At 55.1% G+C, this 15,894-nt stretch carries 17 protein-coding genes and 1 tRNA gene; 6 read left to right on the top strand and 12 right to left on the bottom strand.

The features are described 5' to 3' along the window. Positions 1-154: 154 nt before the first annotated feature. From clpX to PQR62_RS17185, 9 genes are all read right to left on the bottom strand, one after another. Positions 155-1,420, bottom strand: coding sequence for an ATP-dependent Clp protease ATP-binding subunit ClpX (clpX, locus tag PQR62_RS17225; RefSeq protein ID WP_408159219.1), 1,266 nt, complete (start codon positions 1,418-1,420; stop codon positions 155-157). Between the two features lie 232 nt (positions 1,421-1,652). Further along, entirely contained in the window at positions 1,653-2,279 is a 627-nt protein-coding gene (gene clpP / locus PQR62_RS17220) for an ATP-dependent Clp endopeptidase proteolytic subunit ClpP (RefSeq protein WP_408159218.1), read from the bottom strand. 50 nt (positions 2,280-2,329) lie between these two features. Next, positions 2,330-3,676 (bottom strand): trigger factor, encoded by a 1,347-nt coding sequence (tig, locus tag PQR62_RS17215; RefSeq protein WP_408159217.1) that lies wholly within the window; start codon positions 3,674-3,676, stop codon positions 2,330-2,332. Positions 3,677-3,984: 308 nt separating this feature from the next. Further along, positions 3,985-4,470, bottom strand: a complete 486-nt coding sequence (locus tag PQR62_RS17210) for a CreA family protein (protein ID WP_408159216.1) — start codon at positions 4,468-4,470, stop codon at positions 3,985-3,987. 185 nt (positions 4,471-4,655) lie between these two features. Continuing rightward, the gene (locus PQR62_RS17205) at positions 4,656-4,847 is read right to left on the bottom strand and encodes a DUF1653 domain-containing protein (protein ID WP_408159215.1); all 192 of its coding nucleotides are present in this window, start codon (positions 4,845-4,847) and stop codon (positions 4,656-4,658) included. A 197-nt stretch (positions 4,848-5,044) separates the two neighbouring features. Next, a complete protein-coding gene (locus PQR62_RS17200; protein ID WP_408159214.1) occupies positions 5,045-5,908 on the bottom strand; it encodes a hypothetical protein in 864 nt (287 codons plus the stop codon). A 118-nt stretch (positions 5,909-6,026) separates the two neighbouring features. Next, positions 6,027-6,275: a hypothetical protein gene (locus PQR62_RS17195; protein ID WP_408159213.1), complete on the bottom strand. Its 249-nt coding sequence runs from the start codon at positions 6,273-6,275 to the stop codon at positions 6,027-6,029. A gap of 2 nt (positions 6,276-6,277) precedes the next feature. Beyond that, positions 6,278-6,619, bottom strand: coding sequence for a DUF4113 domain-containing protein (locus PQR62_RS17190; RefSeq protein ID WP_408159212.1), 342 nt, complete (start codon positions 6,617-6,619; stop codon positions 6,278-6,280). Between the two features lie 25 nt (positions 6,620-6,644). Continuing rightward, positions 6,645-7,010: a hypothetical protein gene (locus tag PQR62_RS17185; protein WP_408159211.1), complete on the bottom strand. Its 366-nt coding sequence runs from the start codon at positions 7,008-7,010 to the stop codon at positions 6,645-6,647. 143 nt (positions 7,011-7,153) lie between these two features. On the opposite strand from PQR62_RS17185, the gene PQR62_RS17180 reads away from it, so the two are divergent. Both PQR62_RS17180 and PQR62_RS17175 read left to right on the top strand, forming a co-directional pair. After that, a complete protein-coding gene (locus tag PQR62_RS17180; protein ID WP_408159210.1) occupies positions 7,154-8,080 on the top strand; it encodes a putative phage abortive infection protein in 927 nt (308 codons plus the stop codon). 13 nt (positions 8,081-8,093) lie between these two features. After that, on the top strand, positions 8,094-8,420 hold the full coding sequence (locus PQR62_RS17175; protein ID WP_408159209.1) for a hypothetical protein: 327 nt from the start codon (positions 8,094-8,096) through the stop codon (positions 8,418-8,420). Positions 8,421-8,441: 21 nt separating this feature from the next. Here the strand turns inward: PQR62_RS17175 and PQR62_RS17170 are convergent, their stop codons facing one another. Both PQR62_RS17170 and PQR62_RS17165 read right to left on the bottom strand, forming a co-directional pair. Then, the gene (locus tag PQR62_RS17170; RefSeq protein ID WP_408159208.1) at positions 8,442-9,341 is read right to left on the bottom strand and encodes a hypothetical protein; all 900 of its coding nucleotides are present in this window, start codon (positions 9,339-9,341) and stop codon (positions 8,442-8,444) included. Between the two features lie 212 nt (positions 9,342-9,553). Continuing rightward, positions 9,554-9,640 (bottom strand) — tRNA-Leu (locus tag PQR62_RS17165). A 347-nt stretch (positions 9,641-9,987) separates the two neighbouring features. Between PQR62_RS17165 and hpnC the strand changes: the two genes are divergently transcribed. After that, the gene (gene hpnC, locus PQR62_RS17160) at positions 9,988-10,815 is read left to right on the top strand and encodes a squalene synthase HpnC (protein ID WP_408159207.1); all 828 of its coding nucleotides are present in this window, start codon (positions 9,988-9,990) and stop codon (positions 10,813-10,815) included. A gap of 87 nt (positions 10,816-10,902) precedes the next feature. Here hpnC and PQR62_RS17155 read toward each other — a convergent pair whose 3' ends face one another. Then, positions 10,903-11,742: an HDOD domain-containing protein gene (locus PQR62_RS17155; RefSeq protein ID WP_408159206.1), complete on the bottom strand. Its 840-nt coding sequence runs from the start codon at positions 11,740-11,742 to the stop codon at positions 10,903-10,905. A 523-nt stretch (positions 11,743-12,265) separates the two neighbouring features. Here PQR62_RS17155 and hpnD point away from each other — a divergent pair. From hpnD to PQR62_RS17140, 3 genes are all read left to right on the top strand, one after another. Beyond that, positions 12,266-13,099, top strand: coding sequence for a presqualene diphosphate synthase HpnD (hpnD, locus tag PQR62_RS17150; protein ID WP_408159205.1), 834 nt, complete (start codon positions 12,266-12,268; stop codon positions 13,097-13,099). Between the two features lie 37 nt (positions 13,100-13,136). Further along, a complete protein-coding gene (gene hpnE, locus PQR62_RS17145) occupies positions 13,137-14,546 on the top strand; it encodes a hydroxysqualene dehydroxylase HpnE (RefSeq protein ID WP_408159204.1) in 1,410 nt (469 codons plus the stop codon). A gap of 166 nt (positions 14,547-14,712) precedes the next feature. Further along, positions 14,713-15,861, top strand: coding sequence for an alpha-hydroxy acid oxidase (locus PQR62_RS17140; RefSeq protein WP_408159203.1), 1,149 nt, complete (start codon positions 14,713-14,715; stop codon positions 15,859-15,861). Positions 15,862-15,894 lie beyond the last annotated feature (33 nt).

Below are 15,894 nucleotides of genomic sequence, written 5' to 3'. Positions count from 1 at the left end.
CAACAAAACAAAAAAGCCACACACGAAGTCGCCCTCGGGTGGCTTTTCGATGGAAGCCAGAGTGATTTCCGTCGGCTCATTCTACCGCCTTTGGCGATGCCGAACTTTGATGCGGCTCTTTACTACTCTTTTACTGCCGACCGATGCTTAAACCTCAAGCACCGGATACTTTCGGCTGATCGTGATAGATCATCAAGGGCTTGGCGCCATTGGTGATCGTGTTTTCGTCGACCACAACCTTGGCCACATTCTGCTGGCTCGGCAGTTCATACATCACATCCAGCAGGGCATGTTCCAAGATAGAACGCAAACCACGCGCACCGGTCTTGCGGGCCAAAGCTTTCTTGGCAATCGCTTGCAATGCGGCAGGACGAATCTCCAGCTCTACGCCTTCCATCTGCAGGAGTTTGGCGTATTGCTTGATCAGCGCATTCTTCGGTTCGACCAGAATTTCGATCAGCGCCGTTTCATCCAATTCGTTCAGTGTGGCGATCACGGGCAGACGGCCGACCAGTTCAGGAATCAGACCGAACTTGACCAGATCTTCCGGCTCTGCGCTCAACAACACCTGACTTGCAGTCTTCTCGGACTGGCTCTTGACGCTGGCGGAGAAACCGATGCCGCTCTTTTCAGAACGCTCGGAAATGATCTTGGCCAGACCGTCAAATGCACCACCGCAGATAAACATGATGTTGGTCGTGTCGATCTGCACGAAATCCTGATTCGGATGTTTGCGACCGCCCTGTGGCGGCACCGATGCCATGGTGCCCTCAACCAGTTTCAGCAACGCTTGCTGCACGCCTTCGCCGGACACGTCGCGTGTAATCGACGGGTTATCCGACTTGCGGGAAATCTTGTCTATCTCGTCGATGTAGACGATGCCCTTCTGGGCTTTTTCGACTTCGTAATTGCAATTCTGCAGCAGCTTCTGAATGATGTTTTCGACATCCTCACCCACATAACCGGCTTCGGTCAGCGTGGTGGCATCGGCAATCACGAACGGCACATTGAGCATGCGCGCCAGAGTCTGAGCCAGCAAGGTCTTGCCCGAGCCGGTAGGACCGACCAGCAAGATGTTGCTCTTGGCCAGCTCGATATCGTCCTTCTTGCCGAGATGCTTCAGGCGCTTGTAGTGGTTGTACACCGCCACCGACAAGATGCGTTTGGCTGTGGATTGGCCGATCACGTACTGGTCCAGCAACTCGCAGATTTCCTGCGGCGTCGGCAGACTCGATTTACTACCTGGAACGGCTTCCACGCTCGCGGCCTCATCCCGGATGATGTCATTGCAGAGGTCGATGCACTCGTCGCAGACGAACACCGAAGGGCCTGCTATCAGCTTCTTGACTTCATGCTGGCTTTTGCCGCAGAAAGAGCAATAAAGCAACTTTTCGCCACTGGAGGATTTTTTGTCGGACATAGAGCTACAGATGAAAAAAGTACAGCTTGATCATACCTGCGAATTCGAGATTCGTCACGGCTTAGACATATGGCCGAGGCAATCCGAATTCAACCGCTTTTCGATATGACATTTATAGGCTATCTGGCGCGCCGCATATCCGCCAAACAGACGTGAAAAAATCCGCTTCACCAAAAGAAAATGCCCGAACGCAATGACGCTCGGGCATTCGCTCATGGTTTCAAACCAGGAATCACGCGCGCTGAGTCAGAACCTTATCAATCAGACCATATTCAGCAGCAGCATCCGCGGACATGAAATTGTCGCGATCGGTATCCTTGCTGATCTGTTCGATCGAGCGGCCGGTTTTCTCGGCCAGAATACCGTTCAGACGTTCACGCAGATACAGAATTTCACGCGCCTGGATTTCGATGTCCGAAGCCTGCCCTTGGGCACCGCCCAGAGGCTGGTGAATCATGATGCGCGAGTTCGGCAACGAAAAACGCTTGCCCTTGGCGCCGGCTGCCAGCAGGAATGCGCCCATCGATGCAGCCAGACCTGTGCACAGTGTTGACACATCAGGCTTGATGAACTGCATGGTATCGAAAATCGCCATACCGGCCGACACCGAACCACCCGGCGAATTGATGTACAGCGAAATTTCCTTGTCAGGATTTTCGCTCTCCAGGAACAGCAGCTGGGCAACGATCACATTGGCCGTTGCGTCATTGACCGGGCCTACGAGAAAAATCACGCGTTCTTTCAACAGACGCGAATAGATATCGTAGGCGCGTTCGCCGCGGCCGCTCTGTTCGATCACCATCGGCACCATGCCGAGCATTTGCGTATCCAGTGCGGACTCCTTAATCAGACCTGTCATGTGCCTTCCTTTTGCGTAAAAGTGTTTTGATACTACGCGAGAAAAGCAGATTACGCTTGTGGCTGATTGCCCATCAGTGCGTCAAACTCAACCGGCTTTTCCGATACTTTGGCCTTACCCAGTACGTAGTTGACGACGTTTTCTTCCAAAACAAGAGCTTCGACTTCAGCCAGACGGCGACGGTCGCTGAAGTAATACTTCAGAACCTGTTGCGGATCTTCGTAGCTTTGCGCGAAGTCTTCGATCTGCGCCTTGACTTGTTCTTCAGTCGCTTCCAGCTTGTTGGTCTTGACCACTTCAGCCAGTATCAGACCCAGGCGCACGCGGCGCTCGGCTTGCGCTGTGAACAGCTCCTTCGGCAGTTGCATAGTCTTTGGATCCATGCCGCGCTGTGCCATGTCCTGCACTGCCATTTCCGACAGACGTTCCACGTCTTGCTCAACCAGCGCCTTAGGCACGTCCAGTTCGCTGACCTTGATCAGGGCATCCATCACGCTGTCCTTGGTCTTGGCCTTGGTGCGTGCACTGACTTCGCGTTCCAGATTGCGCTTGATGTCTTCGCGCATTTTGGTCAGATCGCCGTCGTCGATACCCAGCGACTTTGCAAATTCAGCGTCGACTTCAGGCATGTGCGCCCATTCCAGCTTTTGCAGAGTGATAGTGAATTCTGCCGTCTTGCCGGCCACATCCTTACCGTGATAGTCGGCAGGGAAAGCCAACGGGAAAGTCTTGGACTCGCCGACCTTCAGACCCAGAGTAGCTGTTTCGAATTCCGGCAGCATGCGGCCTTCGCCCAGCACGAACGGGAAGGCATCAGCCTTGCCGCCCTGGAACTCAACGCCGTCGATCTTGCCGACGAAATCGACAGTGGCGCGGTCGCCGTTTTGTGCAACTGGCTCACCGCCGTCGCCGTGCGCGCCTTGCTCGCCCTTGACGTGATAGTGCACGCGCTGCTTGCGCAGGATGTCGATGGTCTTGTCGATTTCGACGTCGGACACCGCCGACGATGTCTTTTCGACTTCAGCACCGGACAGATCGCCGACAGCAACCTCTGGGTAGACTTCAAAAGTGGCGTCGAATGCCAACGCGCCTTCGGTCGACTCTTCGCTGGTCTTTGGTTCGATCTTCGGGAAACCGGCGACGCGCAGGTTGTTTTCGACAGCAGCGTCGTTGAATGCGCGACCGACCTTGTCGTTCAGCACTTCTGTTTCGACCTGATAACCGTATTGTGCGGCAACCATCTTCATCGGCACTTTACCCGGACGGAAGCCAGGCGCCTTTGCAGTACGGGCGCGCACTTTCAGGCGCTTTTCCACTTCAGCCTGAACATCGGCCAGCGGGAAAGTCAGGGTCATACGACGTTCAAGTTTGCTCAAGGTTTCGACTGCAGTTGCCATTTAAATCGTCCAAATAATTAAAAATCTGTTTTTCAGCCAGGCTCTTCAAAAGAACGCAAATCTGCCGCCCGGCTGCGCGAAAGTCCGTTATTTTATACGGAAAACTGTCTGATGTTCCAAAATGCGCGGTCCGATGCGCCATTTAGGGGCTCAAGGCCGGCTTTATCAGCTAGCTCAAGGCCATTTTCATTACTATTTTGCTTGTGAGCATCGATAGCGCTACCCTGCCGCCGCCACCACAGCTGCGTGGCATACGACAAATCCGGGCGCACTTGCCTCCCGCCGCCACGCACACATTCACCTTGCATTTATTTCATCGGAATAGGCGTCGACGCCGCAATCGGCACGGCGGTTACGGCATTCATGGGACTGCCATCAATCAGCTTGTCGGAATACGTCAGATAGACCAGCGTATTGCGCTTCACATCCACCACCCGCACCACGTGGAGACGCTTGAACAGAATCGACATGCGCTCGGTAAATACGTCTTCCTGCTCCGGCAATTTGCCGTTGAATTGCACTGTCGCCGCAACCTGGCGGCAGGCAATCGAGGCCTCGGCCTTGTCCTCCGCCAGCCCCACGGTACCCTTCACGCCGCCGGTGCGGGCACGTGATACGTAGCAAGTCACGCCGGAGACTTTCGGGTCGTCATAAGCATCGATCACGACCCGATCGTTCCTGCCCATCCAGCGGAAGGCGGTGCTGACCTCGGCCAATTGGTCGGCAGAGGCAGGAAAACTCAGCGCGGCGCTTGTCAACAAGGCGGCGCCCAAAATCATAGGTTTGAGTTGCATGAGCATTCCAAAGTGAATGAAGCAATTGAAAATCCGGATGAATTCTGCGGTTCGACGAACAGCCGAATCATCGCCAGTTTGCGAGACAGGCTTCGACACAAGGAGCAATCCAATTTCAGCAGACCCGACATGAGGGCGCGCGCTCAAAGCACAAGCACAAGACCTGATCAAGCCAAGATATTGAATCACTCGTCAACAGGCGCGAAACGTGGCACCTGTTTGCCATCCACCTCGACCATCTCGTGAAATACGTCTTTCGCACGCACCCACAATGTGCCGTTGGCAGCGCGATACACCACCATCGGCGACAGATCCGATTCCAGCGTCGCCTCGCCGACGAATTCGTAAATACCGCCTTTATAGTGTCTGTAGCGCATGGGCTGCTCCGCCTTGAACTGGAAATGGATTCCGAATGAGAACGGCAAACGCAAACACCCCGCTTGGCGCAAAGCGCTGCAGGGTGAGAACGTGACCGAGGGAAATGATCCGGGGAAATCCGGACCAACCGACTGGTGCGAGGAGGGAGAAACGTCTTATCAATTAAATCAGATACTTAAGAACGTTGCGGGGAATTTTAGGGGGCGTATGTCTGATGGATCCACGCCAAGACTTGTTCACCAGCGCCGGACAAAACATAGTCGCCATCATTATCACGAAGTAATTTTAAATTTACTAACTTGGCAATCGCGGTTTTGATTTGCAATTCATCTTCTGGAAGACTGCTCATCAAAGCGCCATTTCCGAGGCGCAAATTCTTAGCAATAATTTCAAGGACACGCAGCTCTACATGATATATGCCACGCTTTCTAATTGTTTCCAAAGAGAAAGAATCTATTGCACCTAGTATTTCCACCTCACTCAGATCAATCCAATTCTTGAGCCGCTCGCGCTGCTCAGGAATTTTGACCAGCTCCCTCTTCCCCGCTTCCAGTGCAAGGTATTGAGTTTGAAGTTCAGAATATTTTGCTCGCTCGCTTTCCAATAAGTCCACATATTCCTGCTCTCGCTCAGTTGCTGTAGTTTTTAGTTCGGCAATTCGGGTTAACAATGACACTCTTTCTGCAACCAAACGCTCTGCGCGTGCCTGATCGATCGGAGTAATTTTGTCAGCCAACATGAGCTGATGTCGCGTTAGGTGCTGCTGACGGCGGTAGTAAGTTAGTACTCGCCTAAAAATCGGCGGGCCACATAGCACGTACAAAGCCGCAAGAACCATAGGTTCAATTAAGCAAAACAACACCGAATTCCATAAATCAGGATAGAGCCGAGTATCTATCCACTCAATTTTCTTTCGGTAAGACTCATCAGATACCAGAGCCAAAATCAAGCGCCAATTGACGGTCACCCAACTAAATATAAAAGCAGCAAAAAAAGGATTAATTGCTCTATTTTTGAACCAGTCCACGACAGACGACATTACTTCTTTAATCGAATCCATTGACTTCCCCATAGTCGTTTTTACATTTTTTAATTGGGAAAGATTGTACTTTATCGGATCATCTAACTTTGATGAGCATTTAAACTAGCGCTTCATTTACGTGCATAGCCTTTTGCTATTAGTCTCGCAGTTCGACACCCTTTAGCACCATCTGAGCACCTTTGACACCCTCTTTTTGCACGTCAAACAATTCGAGCACCACGTCGCCATTTGTACGCTGCAAACGCGCAGCTTTGATTTGGCGCGGCCTATCGGCTTCATCCACATAACCGGTGCTGAGATCACCGATGTTCTGAGGCTCGTCACCAAACAGCTCCCGCATCACTTCGACGCCGCTCTTCCGCATCTGATAGACGATCACTTCCATGGTCACTTCGCGCGCGGCAGCGCGGCCCAATCGCTGGTGTAGTGCGGCGTGACGCTTTCAAATTTGGCGGCCCAGCGTTGCGGCCCGGCCGCCGATCCAAGGCGCAAGGTGTCGCGGCCGTATTTCTTATTGATGGCATCCAGTGCTGTCATCAATGGAGCCGAGCTCATGCGCGAGACCCCACTATCGAACAGCGTGGCCTGGCTGGCCTTGCCTTCATTCAAATCCATCAACATGACGCCGGCCTTTTTGTATTTGAATTCCGGCCGGTAGATCTTCTTCAGGCCCCACAGCGCCGCGATGGTCAGCACACGTAAATCATCGGACGGCTCGGGCGGCGGCACGATGCGCCCGTTGTTGTACTGCTCTTCATCGACCTTGAAGCGGTCGGTTCCCGTATTGATTGAGCCGCACGCCCTTGGGTACGACCAACGCTCTACGCACCGGAGTTCTCACGCCGCCTGCAATCTGAAAGCCCAGATACTTAAGCTGATCCTGCTTCACAAAGACTTTCGCGTACAGTTTCTGCTTTGTCGCTGGCTCAATCCCGAATGCCTTCATTGTGAAAGGCGTTGGTCTATCCAGTTGATTTGGCAATGCCGATGTCAGTTTTCCCTGAGCATCCTTAGCCGTTGCAGTCAATCCTTTTGCTGCGGCGAAAGGGATTTGCTTTGCAGATGCTTTCAAGCTCTTAGCCTGCTCCCCTATGTTGTGACTGACCGATGCGAATAGCATTTAAGACTCCAACTTTGTTCCGTCGCATTAGCAACGTAAGGTCTAGCCATAGCGCAGCGAACTAGGTTCAAGAAAGCGGCATTCTTGATGCCACTGCTACAATATTTTTTTAAACCAAAAACACTGCCAAGGGGAATAGCACAATGACTCGACCTGCTACAGACGAAGCCAAGACAGATAACGATCCAGCTCGTACTGATAACGTAATGACAGGTGCATGGATCGCATTAGCATTTGTCGCGGTGTGCTCCGTGATTATCCTAATATTTTTTGTCTATCAGAAGGCAAGAATGGGCCCGTATCAAATGGATCATCTTGGCCAGACAGGAGATTTTATTGGTGGACTGCTGAATCCCGTAATTGGAGGCGCTACTGTATTCCTTGTTTTTCTAACTCTTCGCCTGCAGAAAGCCGAACTGAATGCAGCAAAATTAGAACTAGCAGCATCACGGGCAACTATGGATGCTCAAAACAAAGCTATCGAAATGCAGCGATTCGAACAAACGTTCTTCTCTTGGTTAAATACCTATTCGCAGATCTTCAGCGATCTCGCCTTCAAAAATCCTCACGGCTTTAGTGTCGTAGGGCGTGAAGCATTAGATAAGCATATGTCCTACTCTTTAGGCGACTTCGAAACGCAGAAAGAATACTCCAACCTATCTAACGATTTTGAATTAAAAAGGGTTAAGAAAATTTCCCAAAAAAACATCGTATTGATGGATACGTATCTAACAAATTCTTGGGATGAATTCAGACTTCAACTTAGCTCGTTTGTTGAGCCACTGACCAAAACATTCTTAAGCCTGTTGGCATGGATTGACGCGCAAAAATTTCTAAATGATGCGGACAAAGTTCAATATGCGGAAATCATAAAAAGCCAACTCTCTCAGAGCGAAATTAAGCTGCTTATAAACTTCACCATTTGGAATCAAAGTGACGCCTTCACAAGGCTTACACTCAAATACAAGATGTTTGAGGCTTTCTATATTAATTCGGACGAGTTCAGATCTCGCTACATCATTGAAGTCGGATACGCTTACCGCTGCCAGAAAGCCCTTCCGCATATCTAATAGAAAAGCCCCGATGAATTTCTTCATCGGGGCTTTGAACGTGACTGCGTCGAGTGTGGGCAAAATATACGGTAGCTGTAACACTACCGTCAAGCGACTCGACCACGGCAACGTCACGATGGCGCAAATGCCTTGGCGCATGCGCAGCACCTTCGGTCCGGTCGAGGACCTGCTAGTCGCACTGGAGACCACCGGCGACATCAATGCGGACAAAGACGGCCCCGTGTATCGCGCACCCAGCAGTCACGCGTGGTTCGACATGGCTGGCGCAATCGTTGGCTTCGCGGAGTTTTACGACGCGCACGCTCGCATCAGCGGCCGAGAGATGCCAACCTTTTGATACTTTCTGTATTGATGCCATTTACGTCTTTGTGCTGGATATAGAACTGACGGGGCCACGGAGCTCTTCCCACGCATTAGTAAATTTTGTCCAACCGCCCGCTCTGGCAAACTCATCCGAAAATTGTTGAAAATCGAACAGATCTTCGGGGAAGCGCTGCTTGAAAAGACGCTCAGTTTTTCCTGCTACATTCTCAAGAAGTTTGGCAGTCCTCTCAAAGCCTTCAGGCATTTTGCCAGGATCGACTTGAGTGAACGGCACTTCATTTAGGTGCGTGAGTTTTATCATGATGTGATACAGACGCTCTCGCAGCGGTGGGTGGGTGCCCCCTTCGCTTAAACCTGGCAGCTGACCAAAGTGTCTAATTCCCCAAAACAGACTCGCAAAAACAATTTGTCTAATTATTGAATCAGGATAGAGCCAAGCCAGGTGACCTTGAGTCAAACGATACAAAAGCCCTACAGCAAACAGATCAGAATCAATTTCAACAGCTTGCTGATGCTCCTGAGAACCTGAAAACTGCCTAAGTACCTCACCATGGGCTCGGATACCGTGAAAGTATTCATGGCCCACAGTCCAGGCGAATACTGCGCAATGCTGATAATCAGGCATGAGGGGATCGCCCGCCTGGCATTCAATTACCTCAGAAAAAGGCACTGGTGGTATAGCCAAGCAAAAATCAATGAATCCTTGCGAGATCTCGATTTGATTAAAAATCGCCTCAGCAAAGAAACTATTTACAAGCTTGATTTTCACTATCGGGGCCTCGACAGGAAACCCAATATGCGCTTGAATCAAATTGGTCAATTGCTCAGCGTAGTGAAAGAGCGCACCAATCCGATCCTTCCTCTCCCCCGCCTCCAACAAATCGAAATATTCTTGCGCATGAAGCGCTGGCGGCATCGGGTCAAATAAATTCACGGATTTCCTCCGAGCACAAAATTGGGCACCTGAATATTCCATTCCCCGCGCGGGGGGAGACGGGGAAAATTCGGGGAGAGGCTTGAATTATAATGCGGTTTTGCGGGGTAATATGCGGAGGGAGAAAAACTGGAAAACCACCCGAAAAGGCGCTACCCGAGTGGGTTAGCGGTCTTTTGCGGTCTAATGCGAAAATACGCAAAAGAGTATCGTGGTGCGAGGAGGGGGACTCGAACCCCCACACCATTGCTGGCGTCAGGACCTAAACCTGGTGCGTCTACCAATTTCGCCATCCTCGCCGAACGGTGCAGGCATCGTGACTTCGAAGCGCCCGAGATCCATGGGATTCAGGCCGGCCGCCGATGCAGGTAGCATTTAAAGCGCGCTATTGTACTGCAAGCCGCAAAGCATGTCTGCGTTTTTCATACCGAGGTAAATGCGGATGAAAATTGCGATAAAAGGCATGGATCGAAGGCGTCGGGCCAAATTCCTTTTAGTTCGGCATGCCACTGCAAAAATCGCCTGCGCAGATTTTTCATTTACTATTCGGGCATCAAAAAAGTCGGCTGCGCGAATGAAATGACACGGCAACGCGTCTGAACGCGCCGATCTGTTTTACTCCCTCACCCGCCTCAATTACCCGTCCATGGCCGTAGATCATTACGAAAATTTCCCCGTTGCTTCGCTGCTGATGCCGGCGCCTTTGCGCCCTGCCGTCAAGGCAATCTACGCTTTTGCGCGCAGTGCCGACGACATCGCGGATGAAGGCGACGCCTTGCCTGAAGAACGCCTCAATGCGTTGGCAGCTTATGAACAGCAACTGGATTTACTGGAACAAGGACTGCCAACGGCGAACGCCATGTTCCGGCGCCTGGGGGAAGTGATCAGGAAATACCAGTTGCCGCTGCAACCGTTTCGCGATTTGCTGTCGGCGTTTGCGCAGGATGTCGTCACCACGCGCTACGGCGATTATGCAGGCCTGCTGGATTACTGCCGACGCTCGGCCAATCCGGTCGGCACGCTCATGCTGCACCTGTATCAGGCTGCCGACGAAGTCAATCTGCGCGACTCGGACGCCATCTGCAGCGCGCTGCAATTGATCAACTTCTGGCAAGACGTCGCCATCGACTGGCAAAAGTCACGCATCTATATTCCTCTTGAAGATTTGCAGCGTTTCGGCGTCGGCGAGCAGGATATCGCCGACGGCAATACTGACACGCGCTGGCATCAGCTGATGCAATTCGAGATCGAACGCGCTCGTGCGCTGATCTTGTCCGGCGCGCCGCTGGCTTTGCGTCTGCCGGGACGAATCGGCTGGGAGTTGAGATTGGTGGTGCAAGGCGGCCTGCAGATTTTGAAGCGACTGGAGCAGGTAAACGGCGATGTCTTCCAGCGGCGTCCGAAACTGCGCGGGCCGGATTGGCTGGCGGTCGGCTATGAAGCGCTGATCATGAAGAAGTCACTCCGCCGATAATCGAAAACAAAGCTTCAGGCATCAAAGCAAACGACCTCTTCACCCATCAGGCAAAGAGGCCGCCAGAGTCCTGCGCGCCAACTGAAATCAGACCAGCAGCGCCGAGGTCAGTGAACGAATCTGCTCTTGAGAATCTTCCAGCAGACTGAGCAGCGACTGGTCGCCGATGTATTCGTCGACGATGGTTTCGCCACCCGGCCCCACCTCCAGCGGACTGCGCTGGAACGGCGACGGCACCGGCGACAATTCCTTGGCCAGCAACAGCACGTCGCCCAGCGTTTCAGGCGGCAGCACGCGCACGCCATGCCACAGCGATTCAATCGCCTGCACCACCGGGCCCGGCACGCCGAGTTTCTTCAACACGGCGCGGCCGATGATCTTTTCACCGTATTCCGCCCAGTCTTCCGATCCGCCGCCGCTCAGCAAGCCGGGGAACTCATCGGTGCGCGACAGCAGATAGAAGCCGCCGACTTCATGCACGATGCCGGCGAACATGGCCGTTTCCGGATCGCCGTTGGTCAGCTTGGCGGTCAACACCTGCGCCAGCGCCGCGACGTGGGCCGAGTGTTCCCACAGCTGCGCGGCCTTGATGCGCATTTCGGGATTGGAAATGGTGCGCCCCAGCTGGCGCACGATGACCGAAGTGGTAATCGTATTGAGCGTGCGGAAACCCAGACGCATCACGGCCGTGCGGACGTTGTCGATTTCGCCGCCGGAGCGATTGTAAGCAGCGGAATTGGCGATGGCGACGGTGCGCGCCGACACCAGCGGCTCGGCCATCACCAGCTTGGCTGCTGCTTCCAGATGGCAATCAGGATCGGTCAGCGCCTGTTGCAGCTTGATCGATGCATTGATATTGGCAGGAAAAACCAGCTCCCCGCGGCCGGCTTGTGCTGCGATATTGCGAAACGTTTCCAGTCTGTCCATTGCCATCTCCAGTCTCCGTGCTTTCTCAAATCCTGCATTCCTGACTTGCAACCCGGATTGCGCTGCAAGTACTCTTTTCTTTTGTCTTGCTGCCTCGCCGGCTGTTTGCCGCCATGATCGCCTGATGGCCCGCTTTCTTGCTGCGGAGCATCGGGCCTGCGACCCACCAGAATATTGCCCCAAGCAAACACTATCCACTTCACTGCGATACTGTCTGGCAGACACTCTTCTTTATCGGCAAGTTTTCGTGCGACTTTTGCATTTTTCTTTCTTATTTTGATGCCGCAACCAAAGGCGCCCAAGATCCGCCAGCCGATTCATGCAGCTTAAAGGACAACGTCAGCCCGAGCAACCGGATTGCATACTGCGCCATGCAGATTGCCCAGAACCCGGCAGTCGGCTAGCATAGCGCCTTTGCAGGTTTTGCCCTTGGTCGCCGGAATGCTTCCGGCGTGGCGGAACGGCCAACCCGGCGCGACGCACCTCGCTTTCCCGCCCTTTTCCGCCCTTATTGCATCACTTCATGTCTCCAGACGAATACTGCCAGCAGAAAGCGGCCCAGAGCGGCTCCAGCTTTTATTACAGTTTCCTGTTCCTGCCGCCGGAGCGTCGCCGCGCCATTACCGCGCTATATGCCTTTTGCCGCGAAGTGGATGACACCGTCGACGAAATCGAGGACGCCGGCATCGCCCGCACCAAGCTGATGTGGTGGCGCAAGGAAATCGCCGCCATGCTGGCCGGCAAGCCGAGCCACCCTGTCACGCTGGCGCTGCAGCCGCATGTCGCCACCTACAATCTGCGCGGCGAACACCTGCAGGCCATCATCGACGGCATGGAAATGGATCTGGATCAGAGCCGCTATCTCGACTTTCCCGGCCTGCAGCGCTATTGCTGGCATGTGGCGGGCGTGGTCGGCATTCTGTCGGCCAGCATCTTCGGCCACACGCAGGGCGGCACCCTGCTCTACGCCGAAAAACTGGGGCTGGCGTTTCAGCTCACCAACATCATTCGCGACGTCGGCGAAGACGGCCGCAAGGGTCGCATCTATCTGCCGGTCAATGAATTGCAGCAATTCAACGTCACCGCCGCCGACATCCTCAACGCGCGTCACAGCGAGCGCTTCGAGCAGTTGATGAAGTTTCAGGTGGAGCGCGCACAAAAACTGTACGACGAAGCCTTCGCACTGCTGCCCAGGGAAGACCGACGCGCACAGCGTCCGGGCCTGATGATGGCGGCGATTTATCGCACCCTGCTCACTGAAATCGAGCGCGACGGCTATCACGTGCTGAACCAGCGCATCGCGCTCACGCCCATCCGCAAATTGTGGCTGGCGTGGAAGACCTATATCCGCGGCTGAGCGCCGCCGGATTTCGCCCGCCCCCGCCCCAACACACATGGATGCCACTCCTCATTACGCCGTCATCGGCGGCGGCTGGGCCGGTTGCGCCGCAGCCGTTACCCTGGCCGCAGCCGGCCGGCGCGTCAGCCTGTTTGAAGCTGGCCGCACGCTGGGCGGTCGCGCGCGGCGGATCGAAGTCGATGGACGGTCACTGGATAATGGCCAGCACATCCTGCTGGGCGCCTATCGCGCTACGCTCAAGCTGCTGAAACAAATCGGCGTCAACGCCGACGAGGCCATGCTGCGGCTACCGCTGCAGATGCGTTATCCGGAAATCGAGACGCAAGACGGCATGGATTTTCTGGCGCCGCGTTTGCCGGCGCCCTTGCATCTGCTGCTGGCGCTGCTGCGCGCCAAGGGTCTGACGCGCGAAGACAAGCTGGCCTTGGCGCGTTTTTCCAGCGCCGCGCGCTGGATGGGCTGGACGCTGAACGACGATTGCAGCGTGCTCGAATTGCTGGAGCGCTTCGATCAGACCGAGCGCCTGACGCGCCTGATGTGGGCGCCGCTCTGCGTGGCCGCGCTCAACACGCCGCCAGAACGCGCCTCGGCGCAAGTCTTTCTGAATGTATTGCGCGATAGCCTGGGCGCGCGCCGCGCCGCCTCCGACATGCTGCTGCCGCGCACCGACCTGACGCGTTTGCTGCCTCAACCTGCGGCTGATTTCGTCGGTGCGCGCGGCGGCAAGCTTTATCTGGGCCAGAGCGTGGCGGCGATTTCCCCCGGCAGCACCAGGCAAGGCGATGCCGCTGCGCGCTGGCGACTGGCCTTGAAAAATCCGGCACATGAACTTGATACCGATCTGGAATTCGACGCTGTCATCCTTGCAACCGGCCCTGAAACAGCAGCCGATCTGCTAGGTGAGATTGCTTTCGACGATGCAAACCACGAGGCCGCAATCGGCCGCCAAATCGACGCCATCCGCGCGCTGCAATACGAACCCATCACCACCTGCTATCTGCAATACGACGCGGACACACGCATGGCCGCCCCCTTCTACGCCTTGCTGGACGATCCGGCGCAGGCGGCCTGGGGTCAGTTCGTGTTTGATCGCGGCCAATTGAGCGGCAATCCGGCCGATGCCGGCCTGCTCGCAGTGGTGGTCAGCGCCGCCGGCAACGCAATTGCCGACGGCCATGCGGCGCTGGCGCAAGGCATCGCCGCGCAACTCGCACGCAGTCTGCAGCAGCCCGCCTTGAATTCGCCGCAATGGAGTCGCGTGATATCCGAAAAGCGCGCCACCTTTTCTTGCACGCCAGGTCTGCAACGCCCTGACAATGAAGATCTGCCGCCCGGCTTGCGGCTGGCCGGCGACTATCTGGCCGGCGATTATCCGGCCACGCTGGAAGGCGCAGTGCTGAGCGGAATTGCCAGTGCACAGTCGCTGCTGAAGCAAATCACCTAGACCGGCATCTGCGACGCCCAATAGACGCCAGTTGCCCTGCCGCCTAAAATTTTCATGGTTCGGCAAAAATGGATTCATCCCACGGCGGCCTGCTTTGGTCTAGCATACGCTCCGAACCAATTGTGCCGGTAGCTGCTACCGCATTTCATTTTTCGGAGAAACCAATATGCCCGTCATGACCTGTGTGGAAGATTTTCGCCTTCTGGCAAAGAAACGGGTGCCCAAAGCGTTTTATGACTACGCCGACAGCGGCTCTTACACCGAGAGCACCTACCGCGCCAACACCGACGATCTGGCTGCGCTGAAGCTGCGCCAGCGCGTCGCCATCAATGTCGATGAGCGCAGCACCCGCACCACCATGATCGGCCACGACGTCAGCATGCCGGTGGCGATTGCGCCGACCGGGCTGACCGGCATGCAATGGGCCAACGGCGAAATGCTGGGCGCCATCGCCGCTGAAAAATTCGGCATCCCCTTCACGCTGTCGACCATGAGCATCTGCTCCATCGAAGACGTCGCCAGCGTGACCACCAAGCCATTCTGGTTCCAGCTCTATGTGATGCGCGACCGCGGCTTCGTCAAATCGATGATCGATCGCGCCAAGGCCGCCAAATGCTCGGCACTGGTGCTGACGCTGGACCTGCAGATTCTCGGCCAGCGCCACAAGGATCTGAAGAACGGCATGTCGGTGCCGCCCAAGCTGACGCTGGACACCGTCCTGGATCTGGCCAGCAAGCCTGGCTGGGCCCTGCGCGCGCTGACCGGACGCAAGACTTTCGGCAATCTGGCCGGCCACATCACTGGCGGCGGCAGCGGCATCCAGACTCTGAGCCAATGGACTGCCAGCCAGTTCGACCCGACCCTGAACTGGGACGACGTGGCCTGGATCAAGGAACAATGGGGCGGCAAGCTGATCCTGAAGGGCATTCTGGACGTGGAAGACGCCAAACTGGCAGCCCAGACCGGCGCCGATGCGCTGGTAGTCAGCAACCATGGCGGCCGTCAGCTGGATGGCGCGATGTCGTCGATTGAAGCCTTGCCGGCGATTGCCGAAGCGGTCGGCGATCAGATCGAAGTCTGGTTCGACGGCGGCATCCGCAGCGGCCAGGACATCCTCAAGGCCACCGCGCTGGGCGCCAAGGGCACCATGATAGGCCGTGCATTCCTTTACAGCCTGGGCGCCATGGGCGAAGCTGGCGTCACGAAAATGCTGCAGATCCTGCAAAAGGAACTGGACGTCAGCATGGCGCTGACCGGCACCAAAGACATCAAGCAGGTCGGGCGCCAGATTCTGGTGCCGCAAGCAGGCAAATAAGCAGCGTTCGCCTGAGCTACCGGCTCAAGCCAT

Origin of the sequence: Herbaspirillum lusitanum (genome assembly GCF_046025995.1) — a bacterium.
In the GTDB taxonomy this organism is placed as follows: Bacteria; Pseudomonadota; Gammaproteobacteria; order Burkholderiales; family Burkholderiaceae_D; genus Herbaspirillum; species Herbaspirillum lusitanum_A.
The sequence above is the reverse complement of the archived record's forward strand: the minus strand, read 5'-3'. Positions and strand labels throughout refer to the sequence as shown.